The organism is Paenibacillus lautus NBRC 15380 (assembly GCF_004000945.1).
Taxonomy (GTDB): Bacteria; Bacillota; Bacilli; order Paenibacillales; family Paenibacillaceae; genus Paenibacillus_AQ; species Paenibacillus_AQ lautus.
Genome location: NZ_BIMF01000023.1, coordinates 60,207 through 84,542, shown reverse-complemented (window position 1 = coordinate 84,542; position 24,336 = coordinate 60,207). Strand labels below are relative to the sequence as shown.

The 24,336-nt window shown below is 47.3% G+C and carries 19 protein-coding genes; 16 read left to right on the top strand and 3 right to left on the bottom strand.

Annotated features, from left to right (window positions below; genetic code table 11):
• The first annotated feature begins 3 nt into the window (after positions 1-3).
• From PLA01S_RS27260 to glnA, 6 genes are all read left to right on the top strand, one after another.
• A complete protein-coding gene (locus PLA01S_RS27260) occupies positions 4-900 on the top strand; it encodes a carbohydrate ABC transporter permease (RefSeq protein WP_127594953.1) in 897 nt (298 codons plus the stop codon).
• Positions 901-985: 85 nt separating this feature from the next.
• A complete protein-coding gene (locus tag PLA01S_RS27255; RefSeq protein WP_127594951.1) occupies positions 986-2,653 on the top strand; it encodes an extracellular solute-binding protein in 1,668 nt (555 codons plus the stop codon).
• 71 nt (positions 2,654-2,724) lie between these two features.
• Positions 2,725-4,299 (top strand): response regulator transcription factor, encoded by a 1,575-nt coding sequence (locus tag PLA01S_RS27250; protein WP_127594949.1) that lies wholly within the window; start codon positions 2,725-2,727, stop codon positions 4,297-4,299.
• A gap of 93 nt (positions 4,300-4,392) precedes the next feature.
• Positions 4,393-6,126, top strand: coding sequence for a sensor histidine kinase (locus PLA01S_RS27245; protein WP_127594973.1), 1,734 nt, complete (start codon positions 4,393-4,395; stop codon positions 6,124-6,126).
• Between the two features lie 172 nt (positions 6,127-6,298).
• On the top strand, positions 6,299-7,354 hold the full coding sequence (gene aroF, locus PLA01S_RS27240) for a 3-deoxy-7-phosphoheptulonate synthase (protein WP_127594947.1): 1,056 nt from the start codon (positions 6,299-6,301) through the stop codon (positions 7,352-7,354).
• Positions 7,355-7,758: 404 nt separating this feature from the next.
• A complete protein-coding gene (gene glnA, locus PLA01S_RS27235) occupies positions 7,759-9,183 on the top strand; it encodes a type I glutamate--ammonia ligase (protein ID WP_113057606.1) in 1,425 nt (474 codons plus the stop codon).
• Positions 9,184-9,334: 151 nt separating this feature from the next.
• Here the strand turns inward: glnA and PLA01S_RS27230 are convergent, their stop codons facing one another.
• The gene (locus tag PLA01S_RS27230) at positions 9,335-10,372 is read right to left on the bottom strand and encodes a LacI family DNA-binding transcriptional regulator (RefSeq protein ID WP_127594945.1); all 1,038 of its coding nucleotides are present in this window, start codon (positions 10,370-10,372) and stop codon (positions 9,335-9,337) included.
• Positions 10,373-10,947: 575 nt separating this feature from the next.
• On the opposite strand from PLA01S_RS27230, the gene PLA01S_RS27225 reads away from it, so the two are divergent.
• The 8 genes from PLA01S_RS27225 to PLA01S_RS27190 all read left to right on the top strand — a co-directional run bounded on the left by PLA01S_RS27225 (position 10,948) and on the right by PLA01S_RS27190 (position 20,074).
• On the top strand, positions 10,948-12,288 hold the full coding sequence (locus PLA01S_RS27225; protein WP_127594943.1) for an ABC transporter substrate-binding protein: 1,341 nt from the start codon (positions 10,948-10,950) through the stop codon (positions 12,286-12,288).
• A 107-nt stretch (positions 12,289-12,395) separates the two neighbouring features.
• Positions 12,396-13,289 carry a carbohydrate ABC transporter permease gene (locus PLA01S_RS27220; protein ID WP_127594941.1) on the top strand — a complete coding sequence of 298 codons (894 nt, stop codon included), beginning with the start codon at positions 12,396-12,398 and terminating at the stop codon, positions 13,287-13,289.
• Complete coding sequence (locus PLA01S_RS27215) at positions 13,289-14,125, top strand: carbohydrate ABC transporter permease (protein WP_127594939.1); 837 nt, start codon at positions 13,289-13,291, stop codon at positions 14,123-14,125. Before PLA01S_RS27220 ends, PLA01S_RS27215 begins: the two co-directional genes overlap by 1 nt.
• A gap of 25 nt (positions 14,126-14,150) precedes the next feature.
• On the top strand, positions 14,151-16,877 hold the full coding sequence (locus PLA01S_RS27210; protein WP_127594937.1) for a GH36-type glycosyl hydrolase domain-containing protein: 2,727 nt from the start codon (positions 14,151-14,153) through the stop codon (positions 16,875-16,877).
• A gap of 78 nt (positions 16,878-16,955) precedes the next feature.
• Positions 16,956-17,840, top strand: coding sequence for a hypothetical protein (locus tag PLA01S_RS27205; protein ID WP_127594935.1), 885 nt, complete (start codon positions 16,956-16,958; stop codon positions 17,838-17,840).
• A 101-nt stretch (positions 17,841-17,941) separates the two neighbouring features.
• Positions 17,942-19,030 (top strand): 3-phosphoserine/phosphohydroxythreonine transaminase, encoded by a 1,089-nt coding sequence (gene serC / locus PLA01S_RS27200; RefSeq protein WP_127594933.1) that lies wholly within the window; start codon positions 17,942-17,944, stop codon positions 19,028-19,030.
• A 129-nt stretch (positions 19,031-19,159) separates the two neighbouring features.
• A complete protein-coding gene (trmL, locus tag PLA01S_RS27195) occupies positions 19,160-19,624 on the top strand; it encodes a tRNA (uridine(34)/cytosine(34)/5-carboxymethylaminomethyluridine(34)-2'-O)-methyltransferase TrmL (RefSeq protein WP_100538923.1) in 465 nt (154 codons plus the stop codon).
• 195 nt (positions 19,625-19,819) lie between these two features.
• Entirely contained in the window at positions 19,820-20,074 is a 255-nt protein-coding gene (locus PLA01S_RS27190) for an AbrB/MazE/SpoVT family DNA-binding domain-containing protein (RefSeq protein ID WP_009595823.1), read from the top strand.
• A 281-nt stretch (positions 20,075-20,355) separates the two neighbouring features.
• On the opposite strand, the gene PLA01S_RS27185 is transcribed toward PLA01S_RS27190, so the two are convergent.
• Positions 20,356-21,441: a phosphodiester glycosidase family protein gene (locus PLA01S_RS27185; protein ID WP_127594931.1), complete on the bottom strand. Its 1,086-nt coding sequence runs from the start codon at positions 21,439-21,441 to the stop codon at positions 20,356-20,358.
• Positions 21,438-21,845: a hypothetical protein gene (locus tag PLA01S_RS27180; protein ID WP_127594971.1), complete on the bottom strand. Its 408-nt coding sequence runs from the start codon at positions 21,843-21,845 to the stop codon at positions 21,438-21,440. Before PLA01S_RS27180 ends, PLA01S_RS27185 begins: the two co-directional genes overlap by 4 nt.
• Positions 21,846-22,226: 381 nt before the next feature.
• Here PLA01S_RS27180 and PLA01S_RS27175 point away from each other — a divergent pair, with 381 nt between their 5' ends.
• Both PLA01S_RS27175 and PLA01S_RS27170 read left to right on the top strand, forming a co-directional pair.
• Entirely contained in the window at positions 22,227-22,883 is a 657-nt protein-coding gene (locus PLA01S_RS27175; protein WP_127594929.1) for a DNA-binding response regulator, read from the top strand.
• 109 nt (positions 22,884-22,992) lie between these two features.
• Complete coding sequence (locus PLA01S_RS27170) at positions 22,993-24,207, top strand: aminotransferase-like domain-containing protein (protein ID WP_127594927.1); 1,215 nt, start codon at positions 22,993-22,995, stop codon at positions 24,205-24,207.
• Positions 24,208-24,336 lie beyond the last annotated feature (129 nt).

Here is a 24,336-nt window from a genome sequence, read left to right as displayed (position 1 = left end):
GACTTGGTGCGTTTAGGATTCGGTGATCGTTTCATGATGATCATGATTTATATCTTTCTAGCATTTTTGGCTTTTGTGACGTTTTATCCTTTTTGGAACGCTCTTGTGGTTTCCTTTAACTCAGGAGCCGATACATCGCTTGGGGGAGTCACATTTTGGCCGAGGGATTTTACTTTGGAAAACTACGGTATCGTATTTCAGGATAAACGCCTGCTGAATGGCTTCGGAATATCGGTAGCCCGTACGATCGTGGGAACCATAACTTCGATTCTAGTGACCTCCATCTTCGCTTATGGCATGACCAAACGCGAACTGATGGGTCGTAAATATTACATGATTATGTGTATAGTCACCATGTATTTCGGTGGTGGTTTAATACCAAGCTTCATGCTGATTCGTGGTCTGGGCTTGATGGATTCGTTCTGGGTATTCATCATTCCTGGTTTGGTAAGTGTATGGAACATGATTATATTCCGTACCTTCTTTGCAGGGTTGCCTAATGGCTTGGAAGAGTCGGCAAAAATTGACGGGGCGGGCAATTGGGGGATCTTCTTTAAAATTATCCTGCCGCTATCCGGTCCGGTTATTGCAACATTGTCTTTGTTCACGGCAGTATCCCATTGGAATGAATGGTTCTTACCGAGTATTTACATCAATAAAGAAGAACTGCTGCCCATTCAGACTATATTGCGTCAAATACTGAATTCCAACATTATGTCTGAGCAGATGAGTAATTTGGACTCGGCATCGCAGGCCGCTTTATCTCGAATGCAGAGTGTGACCACGAAATCTTTGTCCATGGCCACAATGATTGTCGCTACGGTTCCGATCATCATGGTATACCCTTTTGTACAGAAGCATTTTGTTAAGGGAGTACTGGTGGGATCGTTGAAAGAGTAGCACATGTATGGCAAGCAATCCTGTTGTTTGAAGCTTAGCTTTAGACATAAATATCAAGGGGAAATATGAAAGGGGAATTTAGAGAATGAGGCTCAGAAAAAAATCTTTGGCCACATCGGTTACTGCGTTGTTAGCAGCGGCTTTAATGCTGTCAGCATGCAGCGGTGGTACTAAGACAGCTAACCCGACTCCTAGCGACAATGGAACCACCACGCCGCCAACTGAAGCAGCATCAGAAAAGTTTGTACTGGGTGAGCAACCGCTTGATTTTAGCTTTTATGGTCACTATGACTGGTACACCATGCCTACATGGGGAGAAGATGCCGCAACGAAGTGGATTAAAGAGAATAAAAAAGTCGATGTAAAAGCGGTCAACTCCCAAGGTAATGCTCAACAAAAATTCAACACGATGATTGCTTCCGACGAGCTTCCTGATGTTATTTGGCTGGAGCGGGGATCGGATGTTGAAAAATTGAGAGAAAACGGCATGCTCGTGCCTTACGATGACTACTTGGATAAATATCCGAACTTGAAGGAATGGTTGGGCGAGGCAGGAATCAACATGCTTCGTTCCCCGGACGGCAAGCTGTATCAATTCCCTAACTGGTACACCAGCCAACCGAACGGTAATGCAGGTTATGTAGTCAATAGTAAAATTTATAAAGAGCTTGGCGAGCCTAAGCTGGAAACAACGGACGATTTGACTAAATACCTGGAAGCTGTCAAGGCGAAATACGGAAACTCTGTCGTTCCTTATGAACCAGGTATTGAAGGACAAGGGATTGATGTGTTGTACTCTGCTTTCAAAGAGGATGCAATGACACGTTGGATTACCATTCGTGGTGTGCCTAACGGAGATAAATTGACTTCGATCTTTACGGATCCAACATATCGCGAATCGATGCAATATGCAGCGAAGTTATTCCGTGATAAACTGATTTCTCAAGATGCATTGACTCAAACCGCTGACCAAATCAAGGAAAAAGTAATGACAGGCCGCGTTGCTGTATATGCAGCTTCCAGCCCGACTGAAAATGCAATGAACGCACATGCGGAACTCGTTGCAAAAGATCCGGAAGCCGGTTATTTCATGATCTGGCCGATTCATAAGGAAGGTCTGGACAAGAATAAAATCTTCCCGGGAACCTATACTCAACTGGGTTGGAACGTAAGCGTTATTACGAAAGCTGCAAAAAATCCTGAAGCGATCTTTGCTTTCCTGGACTGGTATACAGGTCCTGAAGGTCAAACACTGTTAATGTGGGGACCGGAAGGCGGATATTGGGATGGATATGAAGAAGATGGTATAACGCCTAAGTTTACTGAGAAATATGTTACGGATGCTGCGGGTCTTGGTAAGTTGCAAGCGGAAACAACAAACCTCCAGTGGAACGGAAACACGGTATTTATTGATACAGCAAAAGCGAAATACGAAAGCACATTGCCAGAAGAAGAGCGTAACTGGTCTACTCGTTGGCAGTATGAAATAACTTGGAAAACTCAAGCAAATGCAACGGAATTCATCAATCTTGATCCGGCCCCAGAAAGCGAAGAAGGTATTATCCGTCAGCGTGTAGAAGATATCTACACAGAAGCTAGAGCGAAGGCGCTGTTTGCGAAGGACGATGCAGAAGTACTGGCTGTCTTGGACAAAGCAGAAGCGGATGCTCAAGCAGCTGGATATGATAAGCTTCTTGCATTCAAAACAACGAAATGGCAAGAAAACTTGGCTCAAATGAAGGGTCAAAAGTAGAATAACGTAAACCGAAAGGGTATGCTGCATCTGCAGCATACCCTTATCGAAATTTAGGGGAGAGGATACCCATCTATAAAGTGCTGCTGGCTGACGATGAAATATTGGACCTAGAGGGCATGAGGAGCTTTATTCCATGGGAGAGTCTTGGAATGACCGTGGTTGATTCGGTCAATAATGGATTTGCAGCATGGGAAGTCCTACAACGAGAGGATATTGACATTCTTGTGACGGATGTACGCATGCCCAATATGACTGGTATTGAATTAGCGCAAAAAGCGCTGAAGATACATGATGAATTACAGGTTATTTTCGTGAGTGGTTACCAGGATTTCAGTTATGTTAAACAGGCAATCGCATTAAACGCTTGTAATTACGTGCTGAAGCCCATGGAGGACCAAGAGTTGATTGAAGAGTTGACCAAAGTTCGGATTGAGCTGGACAGGCTCCATGACCGCAAGGAAACAGAACGGGCTTATCAACTGATGGTACCGATTCTCAAAAATCAGTATCTGCTGCAAATTCTCCAGAAGCCTTATGACGGTGCCATGCTGGGTGTTATTAAGCGGGAATACCAACTTCATGAGATGAACTGGCCCGTGCGAGTGATATTACTTGAAGTGGATGATGTCAGCTCCTGGCGGAGCAATCATTACGAGCTCGAGAATCCGAGTGGATTAAATGAGCAGTACTTCACGAGTTTGCATAAGCAACTGGAGAGTTGCGGATTCAGGCATATATGCAAGGTGACAGATCAGCGGATGGCAGTACTCATGGAAATGACAAAAGGCAAGGAAGAGATTCAGTCCTTACTGACGGCGCTAGGCCAAGAGTATCCCCTTACCGTGACCGTAGGTGAGGGAGGGACTGCGAATCGGCTTGAAGAACTTCATCCGTCCTACGTTATGGCAGAGGGTGCCCTTGACTATAAAATGTTTCGTGGAAAAGGGAAATGGATACTTTATAACGAAGTGCCGACGGAGGACCGGGAAGACGCCAAAAGTCTCGATATCAGGCTGGACTCTTTATTTACCGCTATGACGAATTATGAGATCGTCAAAATCCACGATGAAATCGAAGCCATACAACTGCTAGCATCCAATATTCGCTCCAAATTTACGGTTCGGAATCTTGGAGTATACATTATATTGAAGTTGGACGCGCATTTGCATACGATGCATGAAGACCTGTTTAGGATGCTGGGAATCGAACTGAAAAACCTCGATGTACTCTTGCAATTTGAAACGATGGACGATATTTTCTCGTGGTTGAGAATGAAAGTCTTTGAGATATCGGAGCAATTGAAATTTCGTAAATCGTCCAAGAATGGACGCCTTGTTGAGGAGATTATTGATAATATACGAGAGCGGGTTCACGAGAATATTACGCTCCGGGATATGGCGAACCGTTTTTCCTTTTCTCCAAACTATCTAGGTGTTCTGTTTAAGGAAGAAACCGGTTATAATTTTAGTGATTATGTCATCAAGCTTCGTATGGAGCGAGCCAGAGATCTATTAGTCAGCACGAAACTTAAAATATATGAAGTGGCTTCTCAAACAGGTTACCAGTATTTGCCCTATTTTAGTCGTCAATTCAAAGAGATGTATGGAATGACACCATTGGAGTATAGGCGTAAACACTCTTAACATACTACTATACCGCTTGTAATGAGGTTGTGATTAGGTTTGGCGGGGAAATTCGAGCGTATCCGGGTCAAGATACCATTTGGCTTCAAATTAATGATTTCTTACTGTGTATTCATCATAATACCGGTATTGCTTGTAGGAAATATCGCGAACCAGGTATTTATCAAATCGATTAGAGAACAAACGTATAATAACATTCAGGGCACCCTGCACCAAATGAGTGATAACATTTCGTATAAAATGGAAGACATCGTCCGCGTTTCCGACATGCTCTACTTTGATTCCTCCTTTAATAACCGACTGCGTTATTCAGAAAGTACATGGGTAAGCTACGATACGATGGTCAATGTCCTGATTCCGAAGCTGGAAACGGCGATTAACACAGCGAACTCCAAGATTTGGCTGTCTATTTATTTACGGAATGAAGAGTTAAGGGAAATTTATAATAATTATAGTTACTCTGATCCGCTTGAGTCCAACACGCGTTTATTTGATATATATCAGTATGAGCGTCTTGTGGATAAGACCTGGTACAAGCTCTATCCCCAAGAGGAAAACTATGGATCGACGCTGGAATGGAAGCAGGTTGAAAATGATGCGGGCAACGGTCGTATTTCACTTTTGCGCAGGCTGATAGACATCAGTTCTATACAGCTGCAGGAGATTGGATTCGTGCGAATCAATGTCAGTCTAGAAGATATGTTCGAAAGCATGGATTATAACAAAATTGGTGATGGGACAGCGTTATATTTATCGGATTCGCAAGGCAGAGTTATTCTTTCTTCAGGCGGGGTACAGACAACCGTGTTTAAGGAGAACGAGCTGCGCAATAATGGTGATTTGCTTATTCGTAAGCCGATTCCCGTGCTCGGCTGGAATCTTATCGCTGTCGTTCCTGCAGAAATCGTGGAGAAAGATACGGTGAAAATCCGGAACCTCACCCTGCTTATTTGCCTCATTTGCATTGCTATATTTTTTATAGTCAGCATCGTGATATCCAAGTATTTCAGCTTACGCGTATCCAAAATCGTCTCTGTTCTGGATTCCTTTCAGGAAGGTGCATTTCATAAACGGGCTCAGTTCAAGGGAAATGATGAGTTTACACATATCGCTTCTGCCCTGAATGATATGGGCAGCAATATCGGCAAGCTGATTAATGAGGTGTATCTGGCCGACCTTCAGAAAAAACAAGCGGAACTGGAGTCGCTGCATGCGCAGATTAATCCGCATTTCCTATATAACACCCTGTCCTCCATTAGCCGTCTGGCGCGGTTTGGGATGCTGGATAAGCTGCAGCGCATGGTGATGGATTTAGCGAAGTTTTATCGCCTGTCTCTTAATGATGGCCGGAATATCATATCTGTGAAGAATGAATTGGAACAGGCTCAGGCATATGTAGACATTCAAAAGATTAAATACGACGAACGGATGCAGGTTACTTATGATTTTGAGCCGGAAGTGGTCCGGTATGAAACTGTGAAATTGATTTTGCAGCCGTTTATCGAGAATGTGCTGGAGCATGCCTGGACCGGGGATTATATACATGTTCGAATTACCGCCAGAGTGCTGGAAGATGTTCTGGAATTTAAAATTATCGATAATGGCGTCGGGTTCCCGCCCGGCAGAGTTCTGGACAATACAGGCGGACAGGATCTAACCAATGCCGGATATGGCATTCGGAATGTGGATCAACGAATCAAACTTCACTATGGCAGCGAATATGGGGTTACATTATTCAGCCGTGCCGGTATTGGGACGACGGTAAGAATTGTGATCCCCCTCGTGAAGCGAACCGTAGCGGAAGGACGCAGCAAAACATGGATGTAACAGGTGGTCTATATCTCCCGATCGTGAAGGCTTGAAGAATGGGCTTGACGAGGGGAGATATTTTCTGTATATTTACTTTATCGGTTAAAAGCATAAAAGCTTAAAAGCGAACAAGCGCGAAAGTGGCTATCACACATTAAATGGAATATATTCAGAAAGAAGGTTTTATATTATGATCGTTATTACATCCAATCAAATATCAGAGGAACAAGTTCAGCATATTGTAAGCGAGATTAAGAAGGAAGGGCTCCAGGCTCATGTATCCAAGGGGGCGGATCGTACCGTGATCGGGCTGATCGGCAGCGTGAACCCGAAGCTTGCGGAGCATCTCCGCCAAATGAAGGGCGTAGAGAATGTAGTTAAAATCTCCAAGTCCTACAAGCTTGCGAGTCGTGATTTTCATCCGGATGATACCGTCATTGATATTAAAGGCACCAAGATTGGCGGCGGCAATCTGGTCGTTATGGGTGGCCCGTGCGCCGTGGAATCGGCGCAGCAGATTGACGAGATTGCACAGCTGGTTAAGGCAGCAGGCGGACAAGTGCTTAGAGGTGGCGCGTTTAAGCCTCGCACGGGTCCATACAGCTTCCAGGGTGTTGGCGTCGAAGGTTTAATCATGATGGCGGAAGCCGGGCAAAAACATGGCCTATTGACGATTACGGAGGTTATGACGCCTGAATACGTGGATATTTGCGCGGAATACGCCGATATTCTGCAAGTGGGTACCCGGAATATGCAAAATTTCGATCTGCTTCGGAAACTAGGCACCTGCGGTAAGCCGGTTCTGCTGAAAAGAGGTTTCAGTTCAACCTATGATGAATTCCTGAATGCAGCGGAATACATTCTTGCCGGCGGCAATCCGAATGTCATGCTCTGTGAACGCGGAATCCGAACATTCGAAACTTACACCCGCAATACGCTGGATTTATCTGCCATCCCTGTTTTACAAGGGTTGAGTCACCTTCCGGTCATTTCTGATCCGAGTCACGGAACGGGACGACGCGAGCTTGTCGAGCCGATGTCCAAGGCATCCGTGGCGGCTGGGGCAGACGGTCTTATTATTGAGATGCACACGGATCCGGATAATTCCATGACAGGCGACGGGGTGCAATCCTTGTTCCCGGATCAGTTCGCCGCATTGCTTAAAGACTTGGAGCAGCTGGCCCCATTGGTAGGCAAAAGCTTTGCGACTGCCAAAGCACCTGCTTCTGAATTTGCGCGCGTATAGCTTCTGGTTAGAGATAAGGAAGAAAAACAACGGTGGCCAACCATGCTTATCTCGCAAGAAAAACTTCCGCTGAATGCGGTCTGTCTACTGAGAAAGTACGTCGATAGACGTTTTTCTTATAAGTGGTTGTATACTCAGGGATAGCGTTCAGCACATCGTTATGGTTCGTCAGTTCCTTAATTCTAATATAGAAGACACTTGCAAAAAGCTTGCAGGTGTCTTTTTTCTGAGTTTACATTAACTGGTTTTCCATGTCATATAACTTAACATTGTTTTCAAAAATACCTTACATAGGTATTGACGTCAGGTTATCTCCCGGCATATAATGACGAAAAGAAATCGAAAGATTATGAACATTGTTAAGCTGTTTAAGTCTTAATGTTCGGAAATTGGGAGGAAGAGACATGTCGGTAGAGAAAGTATTGCAAACCATTAAAGAGAACAATATTGAGTGGGTTGATTTTCGTTTTGTAGACTTGTCGGGACGGGTTCATCATATTAGCTTGCCGGCTTCAGAAGTAGATGAAGAAACATTCGTGAATGGGGTAGCGTTCGATGGATCTTCTATTCCAGGATTCCGCGGCATTGAAGAATCGGATATGGTTATGATGCCTGATCCGGAGTCTTGCTATATTGATCCGTTTACAGCACATCCTACGCTTAACATTATGAGCAACATCTATACTCCGGAAGGGGATGCTTACGAGCGTGACCCGCGCGGTATCGCGGCTCGTGCCGAGCAATACCTTCAAGAGGCCGGTATCGGAACAGCAGCATTTTTCGCACCGGAATCCGAGTTCTTCCTGTTTGATGAAGTTCGCTATGAAAGCTCCATGAACAGCTCCAGCTATTTCGTAGACTCCGAGGAAGCACATTGGAATACGAACCGCAAGGAAGAAGGCGGCAACCTTGGTTTCAAAGTTGGCGTTAAGGGCGGATATGTTCCTGTAGCACCTGTGGATACTCAGCAAGATATCCGCAGCGAAATGTGCCGTTTGCTTGATGAAGCAGGACTTCGCGTTGAGCGTCACCACCACGAAGTAGCAACTGCCGGCCAAGCAGAAATCAATTTCCGTTTCGATACATTGAAAAAAACAGCTGACAATTTGTTGATCTATAAATATATCGTGCATAACACAGCACGCCAATATGGCAAAACGGCTACGTTCATGCCGAAGCCATTGTTCGGGGATAACGGAAGCGGCATGCACGTTCACCAATCCATTTTCGATGGTGACACCCCATTGTTCTACGAAAAAGGCGCTTATGCTAACCTGAGCGAAACAGCGATCCACTACATCGGCGGTATTCTGTACCATGCGCCTGCATTAATCGCTTTGACGAATCCGAGCACCAACTCCTTCAAACGTCTGGTACCAGGCTATGAAGCACCGGTTAACCTCGTATTCTCCAAAGGCAACCGTTCTGCCGCAGTGCGGATTCCGGTTGCAGCTGTTACGCCTAAAGGCTGCCGCATCGAGTTCCGTACACCGGATTCCACGGCGAACCCTTACCTTGCATTCTCCGCTATGCTGATGGCAGGCTTGGACGGTATCAAGCGTAAAATCGATCCTACCGCACTCGGTTATGGACCATTCGATAAAAACATCTATGAATTGTCCGACGCCGAGAAGAAAGAAATCCGCAGCGTACCGGGTTCCCTGGATGAAGCTTTGGATGCACTTCAAGCAGACTATGAGTTCTTGACAGAAGGCGGCGTATTTACGCAAGAATTCCTCGAGAACTTCATTGAGTTCAAGCGTGCCGAAGCCAAGGCGGTTAATATCCGCGTTCATCCGCACGAGTACTCCCTGTATTACGACCTGTAATAAACAACGTTAAAAAGCCTAGGGCATGATGCCCTAGGCTTTTTTTGTTACACATATAAAGACTAACTAGGCTTAGGTGAGGATAACCATACCAAGTGAGATAAAGAGGGGTTCTCTTGGTAGAAGCATCCACGTCACTATAACTTTGCTCTCAAAAGTATCCATAGTGGTGCGTATTGCTTCCGCAAGATTCACGAACGATGAGTTCAGGCTCTACGACAAAGGAGCTGACGGGTGATTGTTTATGGATAAGGTCGTAGAGCATGAGCGCTGCCAGGCGGCCGATTTTCTCTTTATTTTGCCGAATCGTCGTTAGTTTGGGTGTTGTGTATTTGCACGCCTCAATATCGTCACAACCGATGATCGATACATCGTCAGGGACATTCAGGCCTTGTTCCTGAAGCGCTTGGATGGCTCCAATCGCAATCTGATCGGAGGCTGCAAAGATTGCACGGGGAAGAGACCCCGCCTGGATCAGCCGTGTCATGGCTTTATATCCGCTGGCTTCATGAAAGTCTTCACCGTTCAGGAACCATTCCGTACGGGCCGGAAGGCCGAAGCTGTCCATGGCGTTACGATAACCGGCCTCACGCATGTTGGAGATTTCAGACTCCTTGCTGCCTCCGATGAACCCCAAGTCTCTGAAGCCTTGAAGATAGAAATGCTCCACGACCTTCGAGGACATTTTATAATTATCGGACATTATATGCCCCGACATTTCGCCGAACAGTTCAATATCGACCCCGATACACGGAATGTCGCTCTCATCAAGCTCTTTAATCGAGGGCTCGATTTCCTCGCCGGATATAATGACACAGCCATCCACCTGATAATGGCGACATCGGCCAAGGTAGTCGGCGTCATCCCCTTGGAATTTCTCATTCGAAAAAAACAGTAGATCGTAACCGAGTACCCCCATTTGCTTCTTAAAGGAATTCAGAACCTCAACAAAAAAGGGATGGGTAAAATCGACATTCAGCTTTCCCGCAAATATGATGCCGATTAAATTAGATTTCTTGGTTGCTAATGTTTTCGCAGAATTGGAAGGGGTGTATCCCGTCTCTTTCATAATTTCCAACACGCGTGCTTTGGTCTCCTCGGATACATCACTATAGTTGTTGATAATCTTGGAGACGGTGGATACGGATACCCCGGCCATCTTAGCGATTGTTTTGATGTTTAACGCCATGCGAAACGCCCCTTATTCTGTTTATGATGTCACTTCATAATTTTCGTAAGTTTTCGTTAATCATGATTGCCAATTGTCTGTATGTGCAAGGTTAAGGAGAAAAAGAGCAGTTTTATACGTGTTTCCTGCTCAAAATATGTTGTTTAGGTATAAGTTTTTATATGATTCAATGGAGTGATAACGGAAAACATATCGATAGAGCCTACCATTGTGATAAGTATTAACCAATCTGGTTGCGACGTATACAGCACAAATTCGAAACTGTTTCGTAAATTAGTGTATCTGCTTTAACCAGGTAAGTCAATGAAGAGAGTAGCTATGATGCTTGTAATAGAAAGGGATAAGGCTGAATCGCGTTCAATAACAAAATATTGTGGGAAAGAGAAAAAAAGCTTTGACAAACAAAAAATAATGAGTAATAATAGGCCTTGCGAAACCGCTTTCGGTATATTTCGTTAAATTACGAAAATTTATAATAAATGTTTCGTAACATCAAGATGGTACTGGGCGAGAAAAAGCGGAATGATGAATCCGGTTTCATAATGAATTGCACTTTAATTTCAGGGGGTAACGAAATGATTAAGAAATTATCAGCAATACTTTTGGCAGGTGCTCTGACTTTCTCGCTAGCGGCTTGCGGAAGCAGCGATTCAACCGATAAGGGTACACCTGCGAAAGGTGATAAAAAGGTCATCAAAATTTTACACTGGAAACAAGATAACATCAATAAAGCGGTTGAAGAGATCAACAAGAAGTTTGAAGAAAAATATCCAGAGTATACGATTGAGTATACCACTACAGGTCCGGATGACGAATACAAGCAGGCGCAGAGAGCAAGGATTACCGCGAATGACGTCGACGTTTTGGCTGATTTATCGGGTATGAGGCTCTCTCCGCAGGAATGGACACCGGGAGCGAAAGTACCGGATTGGCAGCAATGGATTGATACGGGATTGATCGCGGATTTATCCGATCAAGCCTTCATTAAGAATTATAACGCTAACGATATCGAAAAAGCCGGAACTTATAACGATAAAGTGTATGCTATTCCAACGGGCAAGGTTGCGATGTCGGGCCTGTTCTACAATAAGGAAATCTTCGAACAGAATGGATTGAGCGTGCCGAAAACGTGGTCGGAGTTCATCAAGCTGAATGATGATCTGAAAGCCAAAGGCATTACCCCGATTGTTGTTGCAGGTAAAGACGTATGGCCATTGAAACTTCCTGTATTTGCTCTGCAAGCCAAAATTCTGGGGGGCGGAGATCAGCAGAAATGGATTGAGGGCGTGTGGAAAGGCGAGACGGCTTACAACGATGAAGAGGCAATCGAAGTATTGGAAAAAATGAAGACGCTTCAAGACAATTACATGATTGACGGATTCATGGGAATTGATTATGCAACGGCACCTTCCTATTTTGCTACAGGAAAAGCAGCCATGCTGGCTGATGGTTCTTGGGATGCTCCAACCGTCGCAGCAGCAAATCCGGAGCTGAAATTCGGTTACTTCCCGCTACCGGCTACGGAAGATGCAGCCAAGAATGCCTCCTTTGTCGGCAAGTATGACGTAACCTGGTATGCTGCGGAGAAAGGACCGAACAAAGAAGGAGCCCTAAAATGGCTTGAATTCTTCTCCGAGCCGGAAAATTACACGACATTCGTGAAAGCTGCCGGTTTCATCCCGACACAGGATAACATTCAGACGGAAAGTGAATTTATTGACAATGAACTGACTCCATATCTCGGAGAGTTCGAATTGGCGTACGAAATCATGATGATTAACCGTCAAAATATTGGCGAGCATCTGGCTGCAGAAGGCGTGCATACGGAATTCCTGGCACCGGGCGGCCCGTACAAAACAGCAAAAGAACTGGCTGACATTCAACAAAAAGAATGGGAAGCTGCCGCTCCAAAATAAAGATTCTTCTATTATAAAGAGACCTATATAGAATGAACCATACTGTAGTCGGGGTCTGTGCAGCAGGCCCCGACATTCATTGAAAAGGGATTTGCGAGGTGAGAGAGATGTATCCATTTGGAAAAGGATTTAACCGATTCATACCCTTATTGCTGCTGCTGATACCGATGGCGTTGTATATCGTGTTTTATTTTGGACCATCGATCCTGACGGTCGTCTATTCCTTTACCGATGTCAAGAACCTCCCGGGCAGCACGTACCAATTTGTCGGGCTTGATAATTATAAGGAATTATTTTTCTCGGGGAACTCAGGGGAGCGGTGGCATTCCATCGTAAACACCCTGATCTTTATGTTCGTTGTTACGATCGTGCAGAACGGGGTCGCTCTTTTTATCGCCGTCATCATTAACCAGCGCCTAAAAGGCGATTACTTCTATCGTGCGGTATTCTTCCTGCCGGTTGTACTGGGCGTAGCTGTCGTCGCTCTGATCTGGGGGATGATGTTCGATCCGTTAAACGGACCGGTCAATCGCCTCTACGATGCCCTCTTCGGCTATCAGGACATGTTCTTTGGGAGCTTCACTCACGCCTTCGGCTATATTATTTTCGTCCAGATTTGGATGTACATGGGCTACTCCATGCTGATCTTTCTGGCCGGGCTCCAATCCGTCCCGAAAGATTTATACGAGGCGGGTCATATTGACGGCACCAACAAGTGGCAATCCTTCCGTCATATTACCTTCCCCCTGATCGCACCGTCCTTCACGGTGAATATGCTGTTATCCATCATTGGCGCAATGTCTACCTTTGATATCATTTTGGCGACTACAGACGGTCGCTTCAATACAAGGACGATGGCGTATGACGTGTACAAAGAAACGTTCCGGGGAAGTTTGGAAATGGGCCTTCCTTCGGCTCTATCCGTCATACAGTTCCTGATTATTCTCCTCTTTGTTGTGGTGGCCGTCAGACAGACGCGGAAGAGAGAGGTGGAATATTGATGCAAAATTCCAAAACCACGCAAATCCTTTCTTATGGTGTCATAGGTTTGCTGCTGATTCTCTACGTTGTTCCGCTTCTGCTCGTATTCAATGTATCGCTGAAATCCTTCAACGAATATTTGCTCAACCCGATCGGGATCGTTCAGAACATCGAATGGAGCAATTACACGCAAGCATGGTCTGAAGGCAATTTCGCTGGCTATTTCACGAACAGCTTGATTTATACGGTAACGGCGACGGTATTGACCATCATCGTGTCGCTGTTTGCGGCGTTTCCGGTCGCGCGCGGATATGTGATGTGGAGCGGATTTATTTATATGTTCTTTTTGCTGTCCCAGTTTCTTCCGAATCCGATGGTTGCCCAGTATAAACTCATGCTGTCCTTCAAGGAGAGCGTTTCGTTCTTCGGCTATGATACCAAGCTTGGTTATATATTGCTGAAAACGACGGGAACAGGCGTTGTGTTCATGATGTTTGTCGGCTACATCAAGTCGATCAGCCGCGATTTGGATGAGGCCGCAGGGATGGATGGTTCCGGATATATCCGTTACCTGTTCCAGATCATTCTGCCGCTGATGAAGCCTGTTATCGCAACGGGTGTCATTCTTACCGCGATCGGAATCTGGAATGATTTTGTCGGACCAATCATGTATCTCCCGAGTCCGTCCAACTATCCTATTACGTTCGGTCTGAAGGAATTCAGGGGGCAGTACGGGAATAACTGGCCGCTGCTGGCATGCGGAATTACGATCGTAGCTGCGCCATTGATCATTCTGTACACGTTCATACAGAAATATCTGGTGGATGGTGCTCTCGCAGGAGCCGTCAAATCCTAAGGCATAGAGGGGAAGAGATCGCGATATGAAATCAACAGGATGGAAGTTTGAGGGGAGCCAGGGTGTCTTTAAGTTAAGTGATCCCGGACATCATAACTATTTATATTTTCCTTTAGTGAATGAGGCCGGCATGATGTCAGCTGTCACGCCGAATCTTCACGGTGAAATGACCAGCAGTCATAATACGTTTTTCATGTCGCCCGTATCGGTGGAGGATCTGCATAATTCCAAGTCCGCACGTAACTTTTGGGTTCACGTTGACGGGCATGGCGCATGGTCCGTAACCGGCAATTCTGCCAAGCAGAACGCAAACCGGTTCATGAACGAGGAAGAAGAAAGTCAATTGGAAGCCGGGTTTTTATGGCATAAGTTAACGCGGATGAACGGGGAGGCCGGACTGCAAGCGGAAGTAACCAGCTTCGTTCCGGTAACGGATGACAAAATCGAATTAATGAAAGTGAAACTGACCAACGTAGGCGAGCAGACGCTGAAACTGACCCCTACCGCGGCGATCCCGCTGTATGGCCGTTCGGCAGACGACCTGAGGGACCATCGTCACGTAACATCCCTGCTTCACCGGATCTTTGTCCATCGTAAAGGGATTGAAGTGCAGCCTGCTCTCTCATTTGACGAGCGGGGTCACCGTATCAATCACGTATCCTATAGTGTGCTGGGTGCGGAAGCGGACGGTGCGGAACCGATCGGTTATTTTCCGGTGCTCGAGGAATATATCGGGGAAGGCGGCGCGCTCGATTGGCCTGAAGCTGTCATTGCCAATAAGCCAGCAGGCGCACAGGCAGGAGACTCCGTAGAAGGGTACGAGGCTATAGGAGGTCTGCGGTTTGCGCAGGTTCAATTGCTGCCGGGTGAATCCAAGGTTTTTGTCATGGCAATGGTTATTTCAGAGGATCGCGCAGACACTGAAAGGCTGTCCGAAACGTATTTATCGGAGAATCGCTTTGATGAGCTGCTTGCTCAGAATGAAGCCTATTGGAATGACAAACTGAATACGGTATCCTTCCAGACCGGAGATCAGCAGCAGGACTTGTGGATGAAATGGGTAACCTTGCAGCCGATATTGAGGCGCCTATATGGCAACTCATTTCTTCCTTACCATGACTATGGCCGCGGAGGGCGTGGATGGCGTGACCTATGGCAGGATTGCCTGGCATTGATGATCATGGAACCGTCCGAGGTTCGGTATCTGCTGCTCAATAATTACGCGGGTGTCCGGATGGACGGAAGCAATGCCACGATTATCGGAACGAAGCCCGGTGAGTTTATCGCTGACCGGAACAACATACCGCGCGTATGGATGGATCACGGTGCATGGCCATTCATGACCACGCTGCTTTATATGGATCAGAGCGGGGATTTGGATTTCCTGAAGCAGCCTCAGACCTATTTCCGCGACGTATTTGTTAGTCGGTGCAAGGAGAAGGATAGCGGATGGCTGCCTGAGCATGGGAATCAGCTCTTAACCGTGAACGGTGAGGTATACGAAGGTACGATACTGGAGCACATGCTGCTGCAGAATCTGGTTCCGTTCTTTAATGTAGGTGAACACAATAACATCAAGCTTGAGGGAGCAGACTGGAATGATGGTCTCGATCTTGCCCCGGACAGAGGCGAGAGCGTAGCCTTTACTGCGTTTTATGCAAGCAATTTGATGCAGCTTGGCGATCTGCTGCTGGCATGGCAGGACAAGGAAGGCGTGGAGTTTCTTGAAATTGCGGAGGAAATGGCCGTGCTGCTCGATTCGGTAACGGCACCCGTCTCCTATGACGATGTGCAGGAGAAGCTGGAGCTGCTTGATCAGTATTATCAGGCCGTTAAAGTCTCCGTCACCGGAAACAAACGAAAGTTTAGCGTTGCGGAAGTTGTGAAGGATTTGAAATGGAAAGCGGACTGGATCATCCGGCATTTGCGCAGCAAAGAATGGATTACGAGTCAAGAAGGGTACTCGTGGTTTAACGGTTATTACAATAATGATGGAGCGCGTGTGGAAGGCGATTTTCCCCTTGGCGTGCGCATGACGCTCACAGGCCAGGTCTTTGCTGTGATGGGCGGAATTGCGGACGATGAACAGGTAGGACAAATTACGAAGTCGGTTGATCGGTATTTAAAAGATCCGAGCATCGGCTATCGTCTGAATTCGAACTTTGGCGAGATTCAGCAAAATCTGGGGCGGGCATTCGGTTTCGCGTTCGGACATAAAGAGAATGGAGCCATGTTCAGCCATATGAGCGTCATGTACGCTAACGCTCTTTATAAGAGAGGTTTCGTCCGAGAGGGATACGAGGTATTACAATCGATTTACGATTTGAGCAATGACTTTGAACGCAGCCGCATGTATCCGGGAATTCCCGAGTACATCAACGAGAAGGGAAGAGGAATGTATCCCTATCTTACCGGATCGGCAAGCTGGCTTTTGCTTACCATGCTGACCGAGGTCTTTGGCGTTAAAGGAAATCTGGGACATCTGCTCTTGGAGCCGAAGCTCAGGCCTTCACAATTCGGTGCCGATGGTACTGCCGTTGTGCATACGCGGTTTGCGGGTAAACAGCTTCAGATTGTATACAGCAATCCGATGCGATTGGATTACGGAAGCTATACGATTCAATCGTTTACGCTGAACGGCGAGAAGATTCAGCTGCGCAGTCAGAAACCGGGGGCTGCCGAATTGGATCGCAGCTTGCTGTCCGCGTTATCCGATGACGAGTGTCAACGGATTCGTGTCGAGCTTGCCTGACACGCGAGCATACAACATTTCGGAAGCCCTGGCAGGCAAGTCGGTCGGGGCTTCTTCATCATGAATGGAGCGATTTTTTTGGGACATCAATTAGCAAACGGACAATTGGAAGTCGATATAGCGGAAGTCGGTCGTTACCAAGGCACGCGTTTTGACCGGACCGGTTTCATTACCCAGGCCAAATTGACCGAGAGCGGTCACACATTCTGTGTTCATGAGTTTGCGGATGGGTTTAACCCTCAGGGTGGGTCCGGGTTGTGCAACGAGTTTGGACTGCATGAAGGTATGGGGTATGCAGAGGCCGAAGTAGGAGCATGGTTTCCTAAATTAGGGGTGGGCCTTCTTCAACGGGTCAGCAAGGACCCGTATCACTTTCAGTATACGTATCCGGTGGAACCCTTCGATGTGGATATCACTTCGGATGACGTGAGTATCACCTATACGATTCATCCTAGGAACGTCAAGGGGTATGCGGCAAAGCTCGTTAAAAAAATCTCGATTCAGGACACGGCATTGACGATAGATTATGAGCTCTTTAATGAAGGGAGCCAAAGGATAGATACGGAGGAGTACATTCATAATTTCATAGGGATTAATAAGGAATCGGTAGGACCCGAGTATATGCTCAAGCTGCCCGTCCCTGTCCGTTTTACGGAGGTCGAATCGGATTATACCTCGGGCCTGCTGTCTGTTCATGATTGCGAGGTATGCTGGAATGAGAGACCCCACAAGCCCTTCTATGGGAGAATGCAAGGCTTTAACGGCAGCGATTATCCTTATTCCTGGGAGCTAACGCACAGCGCCAGCAGGGCGGGAGTGAGGGAGATCAGCGATTTTACGGTGGCGCATATGGCCCTGTGGGGGACCGGCCACGTTATTTCGCCAGAAGTGTTTATTCGATTAAGTCTGGCTCCCGGAGAAAAGAGATCCTGGAGCAGAAAGTACCAATTCTTTTGCTGGTAGCCGGAGAATTTAATGTGAATAATTACACTTGAAGGTCTATGGGATTGTTGCTATGATTAGCGTTAATTAGCATTCATAGTAGAGAAAGGGTGGAGAGTCTTTTGAGCAAGAGAGCATACAATTTTAACGCAGGACCTGCCGCATTGCCGCTTGAAGTGTTGGAGCGCGCCCAGGCCGAATTCGTCAATTACGGGGATACCGGCATGTCAATCATGGAAATGTCTCATCGCGGTGCTGTATATGAAGCCGTTCATAACGAAGCGCAGGCGCGCCTGCTGTCCCTGCTGGGAAATCCATCCGGCTACAAGGTGTTGTTCATTCAAGGCGGTGCAAGCACACAATTTGCGATGATTCCGATGAACTTCTTGGGACAAGACCAGGTTGCGAACTATGTAATGACGGGAAGCTGGTCTGACAAGGCGATTAAAGAAGCCAAGCTGATCGGCGAAACTCATGTGGCAGCCTCTTCTGAGGAGAGCAAGTACATGGCTCTGCCTAGTCTTGAAGACATCAAGCTGTCGGATCATGCAGCTTACCTCCATCTTACTTCCAATGAAACGATCGAAGGCACGCAGTTTAAGGAATTCCCGGATACCGGTTCGGTGCCGCTTATCTGTGATATGTCGAGCGATATCCTCAGCCGTCCGTTCGATTTGAACCAATTCGCGATGGTCTATGCGGGTGCCCAGAAGAACTTGGGGCCGTCCGGCGTTGCCGTTGTGATCGTCAGAGAGGATATGATTACAGATTCTCCTAAACATCTGCCGACTATGCTCCGTTACAATACGTATTTGAAAAATAACTCGCTGTACAATACGCCGCCGTCTTTTGGCATCTATATGATCAACGAAGTGCTGAAGTGGATTGAGGAGAAGGGCGGACTGCAAGGCGTTCAAGAGATGAATCGCAAGAAAGCCGCGCTCATCTATGATGCCATCGATAACAGCGAAGGCTTCTACCGCGGATGCGTGAATGCAGCGGTGCGTTCCGATATGAACATTACGTTCCGTCTTGCCTCTGAGGAGCTGGAGAAGGAATTCGTGAAGGCTTCGGAACAAGCAGGCTTTGTCGGCTTGAAGGGTCATCGCAGCGTCGGCGGTTTGCGGGCTTCGGTCTATAACGCCGTTCCGTATGAGAGCGCTCAGGCGCTGGTAGAATTCATGCAGCAGTTTAAGAATAGTCACAGCTAATATTATACAAGATTACACAATGATAACCTTCCGCCGGTTTGGCGGAAGGTTATTTCTGGATATCCCGGGAAATCGGGAGGGAATCGGTTATAATAAAAATAAAACAGATGAAAAGGTGGACTTATCAACATGGCATTACACATCGTACTAGTCGAACCGGAAATTCCAGCCAATACGGGCAATATCGCCAGAACTTGCGCCGCAACGGGCACACATCTGCACCTGGTCCGTCCGCTCGGCTTTAATACCGATGACAAAACCTTGAAACGGGCCGGGCTGGATTACTGGTATGCCGTACATATTGAATATCATGATTCCTTTGAGGAGCTGCAGGCACTCTATCCCGAAGGACGCTATTTCTACGCCACAACGAAGGCAACCAAGCGTTATATGGATATCGAATATCAAGACGGAGATTTTTTGGTGTTTGGCAAAGAAACCAAGGGACTGCCTCCGGAGCTGCTAGCCGCGAATAGCGAGCATTGTATTCGCATGCCGATGACGGATAAGGTGCGTTCGTTGAATCTGTCCAACTCCGCAGCGATTATGGTGTATGAAGCATTACGTCAATTAGATTTCCCGGGTATGGAATAAATTTTGCAAAACATTGAGTTTTTTCGGGAAAATCATCCAGTATACCTAGTTGATATTGAAAAAAACTAAGAAATTCTTAATTTCCAGCAGGATTCGACAACTTTTTATCGAACTATTATACTAGGCCCTTGTTATCAGTTCTGAACTGTGGTGTCAGAAATCACTTGTTGAAAATGAAAGAGGTGTACAATCGTTATGAAACCTGCTGGTGTTGTTCGTAAAGTTGATCAGCTGGGAAGAATCGTTCTGCCTAAGTCTCTACGCAAGAGATATCAAATGAACGAGGGGGATCCCGTAGAAATTCTTGTACAGGGGGACCATATTATATTGGAGCGCTATCGTCCGAAATGCGTCTTCTGTGGTTCTATGGACGGAGTAAGCGAGTTTAAAGAACGCTATATCTGTTCACAATGCATGTCCGAAATGCAGCAGCTTCCAAAACATGCCTAGTACCTCACACGAATTACTTTTTGCGCATCGCTAATGAGCGGTGCCTTTTTTGTCCCTCAAAAAAATAAAACTCCCCCGATATACGAGGGAGACGCCTTACAGGCCTTTGGTTTTATCATCATTGTATGCCGCGGTCCAAATGCCAACCATATAAAGGGCGAATACGAGCATGACGATCCAAAATGTTAATGAGAACGACATTCTTGCCACCTCCTGCTAAGCTAACCTTATTATAACCACCTTGAGCCAAAAAATAAACGAGAATATGAGGGCCGATTCTATCATTTGAAAAATAAGAAGTGCGTAGGTACCGGGCGCAGACTTCCGTCCGACGGTTTGTTCACGACGCGGCCGTTTAGGATTAGGGATGCGGACCCGCCGCCATCCAGATTATAAGCGTCGATCACGCCCAGCTTTTTAAGCTTGTTCTGCAGCTCCTGCAGCGTGGCTCCCGATTTGCCCTTCTCATCATATCCTTCGGTAACCAGGATGAGCAGCTGATCGTCCTTGTAATTGCCGATGACGGTACGCGGTGCCCGGCCGGGAGTTGTTCTCCATTTCTCGGGTATTGTCGTTTTGCTGCCGTTTTTGAGCAGCACGGGTACAAAGGTAGCACCGAACATAGGATCAAGCCGGTCAAGCTCGCTCTGGCTGTAGAACTTGCCACCGATCAGCTTGCCGGATTTGCTCATGCCGACAAAGGCAAGATCCTTAAAGCTCGGTTGAAACCCCGAGACGTACTTGCCATCATAATAGGTCGTGCTCAGCGGATGTCTGCCCCCGTTCCCGTCAGCGTATCCACCGGCATTAATTCCCGCAACCGCACCATGCCGGCTTACGGCACGCATGGTGGTTTCGACGGACCCGGGTCTGCCGCTTTCGCTCCCAAGCGACATTTTCATCGCGGAAGGGTCCTTCAGTTTGACCTTCATCGCATATCCGTGATAGGTGCCGGGATTGATCTTGTACAACTCAATTCGAATCCGGTCACTGTTGACCGTTTCAATAGGGACGCCCAGTTTGGTTGTGATCCGGCGATTATAGATTTGCTCCGGGCGCGCGGCTTGCGATTCCGCTGTTTGCAGAATGGCTCCTACCGTGGCGGTTGTCTGCCGATAGAGCTTGGCCGTTTTTTCAATGGAGGTTATCGTCTGCTCCGCAGAGACGGCAGCTTGATCCAAATCCTGTTTAATAACGGCCGACTGTTCCGATATGCTGCCGGATGGTATGTACTCCGCGGTTTCGTGCGACAGACGCGGCGGTTCCGTGATTAACCACATACACAGCAGCACTCCGATAAAAGGTGCAATGGCCAGCATAAACGTACGGTTTAACTGCTTGGGACGGATATACTTCAGTTTTCTCACTTCAGCAGCTCCATCTTGCGTTCCAGCTCTTTCAGCTGTTTCTCAACTTGGCTTAGTTGACTGTACAGCTTGTTGCTGTTGTCTGTTTTGCCGCTAGCCTGATCCTTGGTAAAGGTCAGCAGCTCATTAAACGACTGAACCTTGCTCTGCATTTCGTCCATTTCCTGAACCAGCTCGTTAAACCTTTGGTCGTACTCTGCTTTGAATGACGCCATCTCCTGGCGCGTATCCTGCTGCAGCTGCACCACGACTTGCTCCTTCAAGTGATTGCTATATAGGTAGGCTGCGGTGGTACCCAGCCCGATGAGAACAATCCAAAATACCCAGAACCATTTGGTGGATGGCCCCTTTTGCTGCATTTCCTCACGGGATTTATAGGGGGTATTGTGTTCCTGCTCCAGCATTGGCATTTCATCACCCCTCAAAAACTATCATTTTTTCCAAATTTCATTCTAACATGTCAGAATTACTTTCGCAAAGACGAACCAATAGCACTTGTTTTTATGAAAAATAGATTGCCTAGAAAGATAGAGTGGGATACAATCTGTATAGATTTGATTATCAAATAGGATACATATAAGACATTCGCCATGTATACCGTCAAAGGCCCTGCGCCTATAGGATTAATTAACCTTTTTTCTATACGAATAACGGCTCCGAATTGCGTCTATCCATATCTGCAAACAACGAGGATTCGCAATACCGGATATGTAAGAAATTGACGGCGCTTACTTAATAGAGATACTAGAGATTCAAGATTGTTGATACAGGAGGTCTATTAGAAAATGAATCAGGTTTGGCGGGTAGTTATCGTCGGCAGTCAACCTACAAGCATGCTGGGAACAAAATTGATTTTGGAAGAGCAGCAGGATCTGCTCGTGGAGGGAATGACATCCTCGGATTCAGAAGGGCTTCGAATGGTCGGAGATTTGCTTCCTGACTTGGTACTATTGGATTATCATTTGTCGGAACATACCTCGGAAGCCGTGTTGGAGCAGATGAAGCAGCTGTCCCCGAAGACCCATGTCGTCATTATGACCGACAATGATGGCCTTTCTTTGCTGCAATCCTTGGTCAGCCGCGGTGCTAGCGGCCTATTGTCCAAGCAGGCATCCACATTTCAGCTCATACATATGATTACCGGACTCCGGGAAGGCGTTGCCTCGCTGCCGCTCGACTGGGTAAGGCAAGGCATCTGGCCGTTAACGGCCTCTGCAATGAACGAAGGCGGACTCCAGCTCTCCGAGACGGAGGCTTTTATAATGGAACGGATCGTCCAGGGCATTACATACGACAAAATCGCCATGGAAATTCAGGTAAGCCGCCGCTCGATTGACAATTACCTCCGCAAAATTTATGTGAAGCTCGGGGTATCCACCCGTGCGCAGGCGATCGAGAAGTATGCGCTGTATACCCGCCAAGGCAGGCAAATATATGCCTAATGCAGGATTAAGGTATAATATATACATATCAGGAATACCTTTTAGAGGTTGTTAAGAGGCTCCTGAATACAAAACCGAGGTTTTGATAACGGTTAGAGGAGGGACTTCCATGCAGTATTCCTTTGCTTCCCGTGCACAGACCCTTTTGTCATCCCCGCTGCGCGATATCAGGGAACTTGCGAAGCGGGATTCTTTTATTTCCTTGGCAGAAGAGCTGCCGGCCGAAGAGTTATTTCCTTTGCATTCACTGGCAGAAGCGGCGACATCGGTGCTCTCCGAGGACCCGCTCGCCCTGCAGTACGGTGAGGCAGAAGGCTATGGACCGCTGCGCGAGTGGCTGAGCGAGGACTTTTCCAGGCGTAAAGGCCTGAGCGTTCAGCCCCAGCATATTCTGCTGACAACGGGCACCCAGCAGGCCATCGATTTGCTGGTCCGGGTGTATGTGGACCCAGGCGATCCGGTGCTGGTGGAGAATCCAACCTCACCGGGACTGCTCCAGGTGCTGCGTCTCCAAGGTGCCGTCATCGTGCCTGTGGAGGGAGATCAAGACGGGATGCTGCCGGAGCATCTTGAGGCCATGATCCGGCAGCATAAGCCGAAGCTGCTGATGGCTGCGCCCAATTTTACCAATCCCACAGGCGTGATGTGGAGTTTGGAACGGCGCAAGCAGGTGCTGGAGCTGTGTATCTCACATGGACTTCTTATCGTGGAGGATGATTCTTACGGCGATCTTTATTTTGCGGACGCCAAGAATCCGAAGCCCCGAATTCCTTCCATCTTCTCACTTGAGGAGCCGCAGGGAGGACATGTTCTGTATGTTGGCTCGTTCAGTAAAACCGTAGCGCCGGCGCTGCGTACGGGATGGGCTGCCGGGAACCGGCGCTTGATTGAGATGATGACGGCTGTGAAGCAGATGGCCGACTGGCAATCCAGCATGCTGAACCAGCGGATGCTGCATCATCTGCTGGAATCGAAGCATTTTAAGCTGGAAGATCATATCGCCATGCTCAATCGGGAATACGCAACGAGGCTCAAGCTGATGGTGGAGCTGCTGAAACGCAGCGCATGGAAGGATTCGAAGTATGCGGTGCCTCCCGGGGGGATGTTTCTCTGGGTACAGCTGCCTCCGGGCTTGAATGGGGATAGCCTCTTAAGAGCCGCTCTATTAAAAGGAGCCGCATTCCTGCCAGGCTCGATGTGCTCGGCAGCAGATCGCACCCGTGAGTGTATCCGGCTGAATTTTACGCATCCGGGGCGGGATGAGCTGCTGCTCGGCATGAATCTCATCAGCGAAGCCGTGATGGAATTTACAGCCCGGAATTAGACATGGAACGTTTCTTTTAGCGAAATCGTGTATAACATAGCAAAGCTGCTGATTGAGCCTGATTTCAGGTTCGGAATAGAATCAGCAGCTTTTTTTCATGGGCGAATGTTTGCTTGTTTGAGGGTCTGC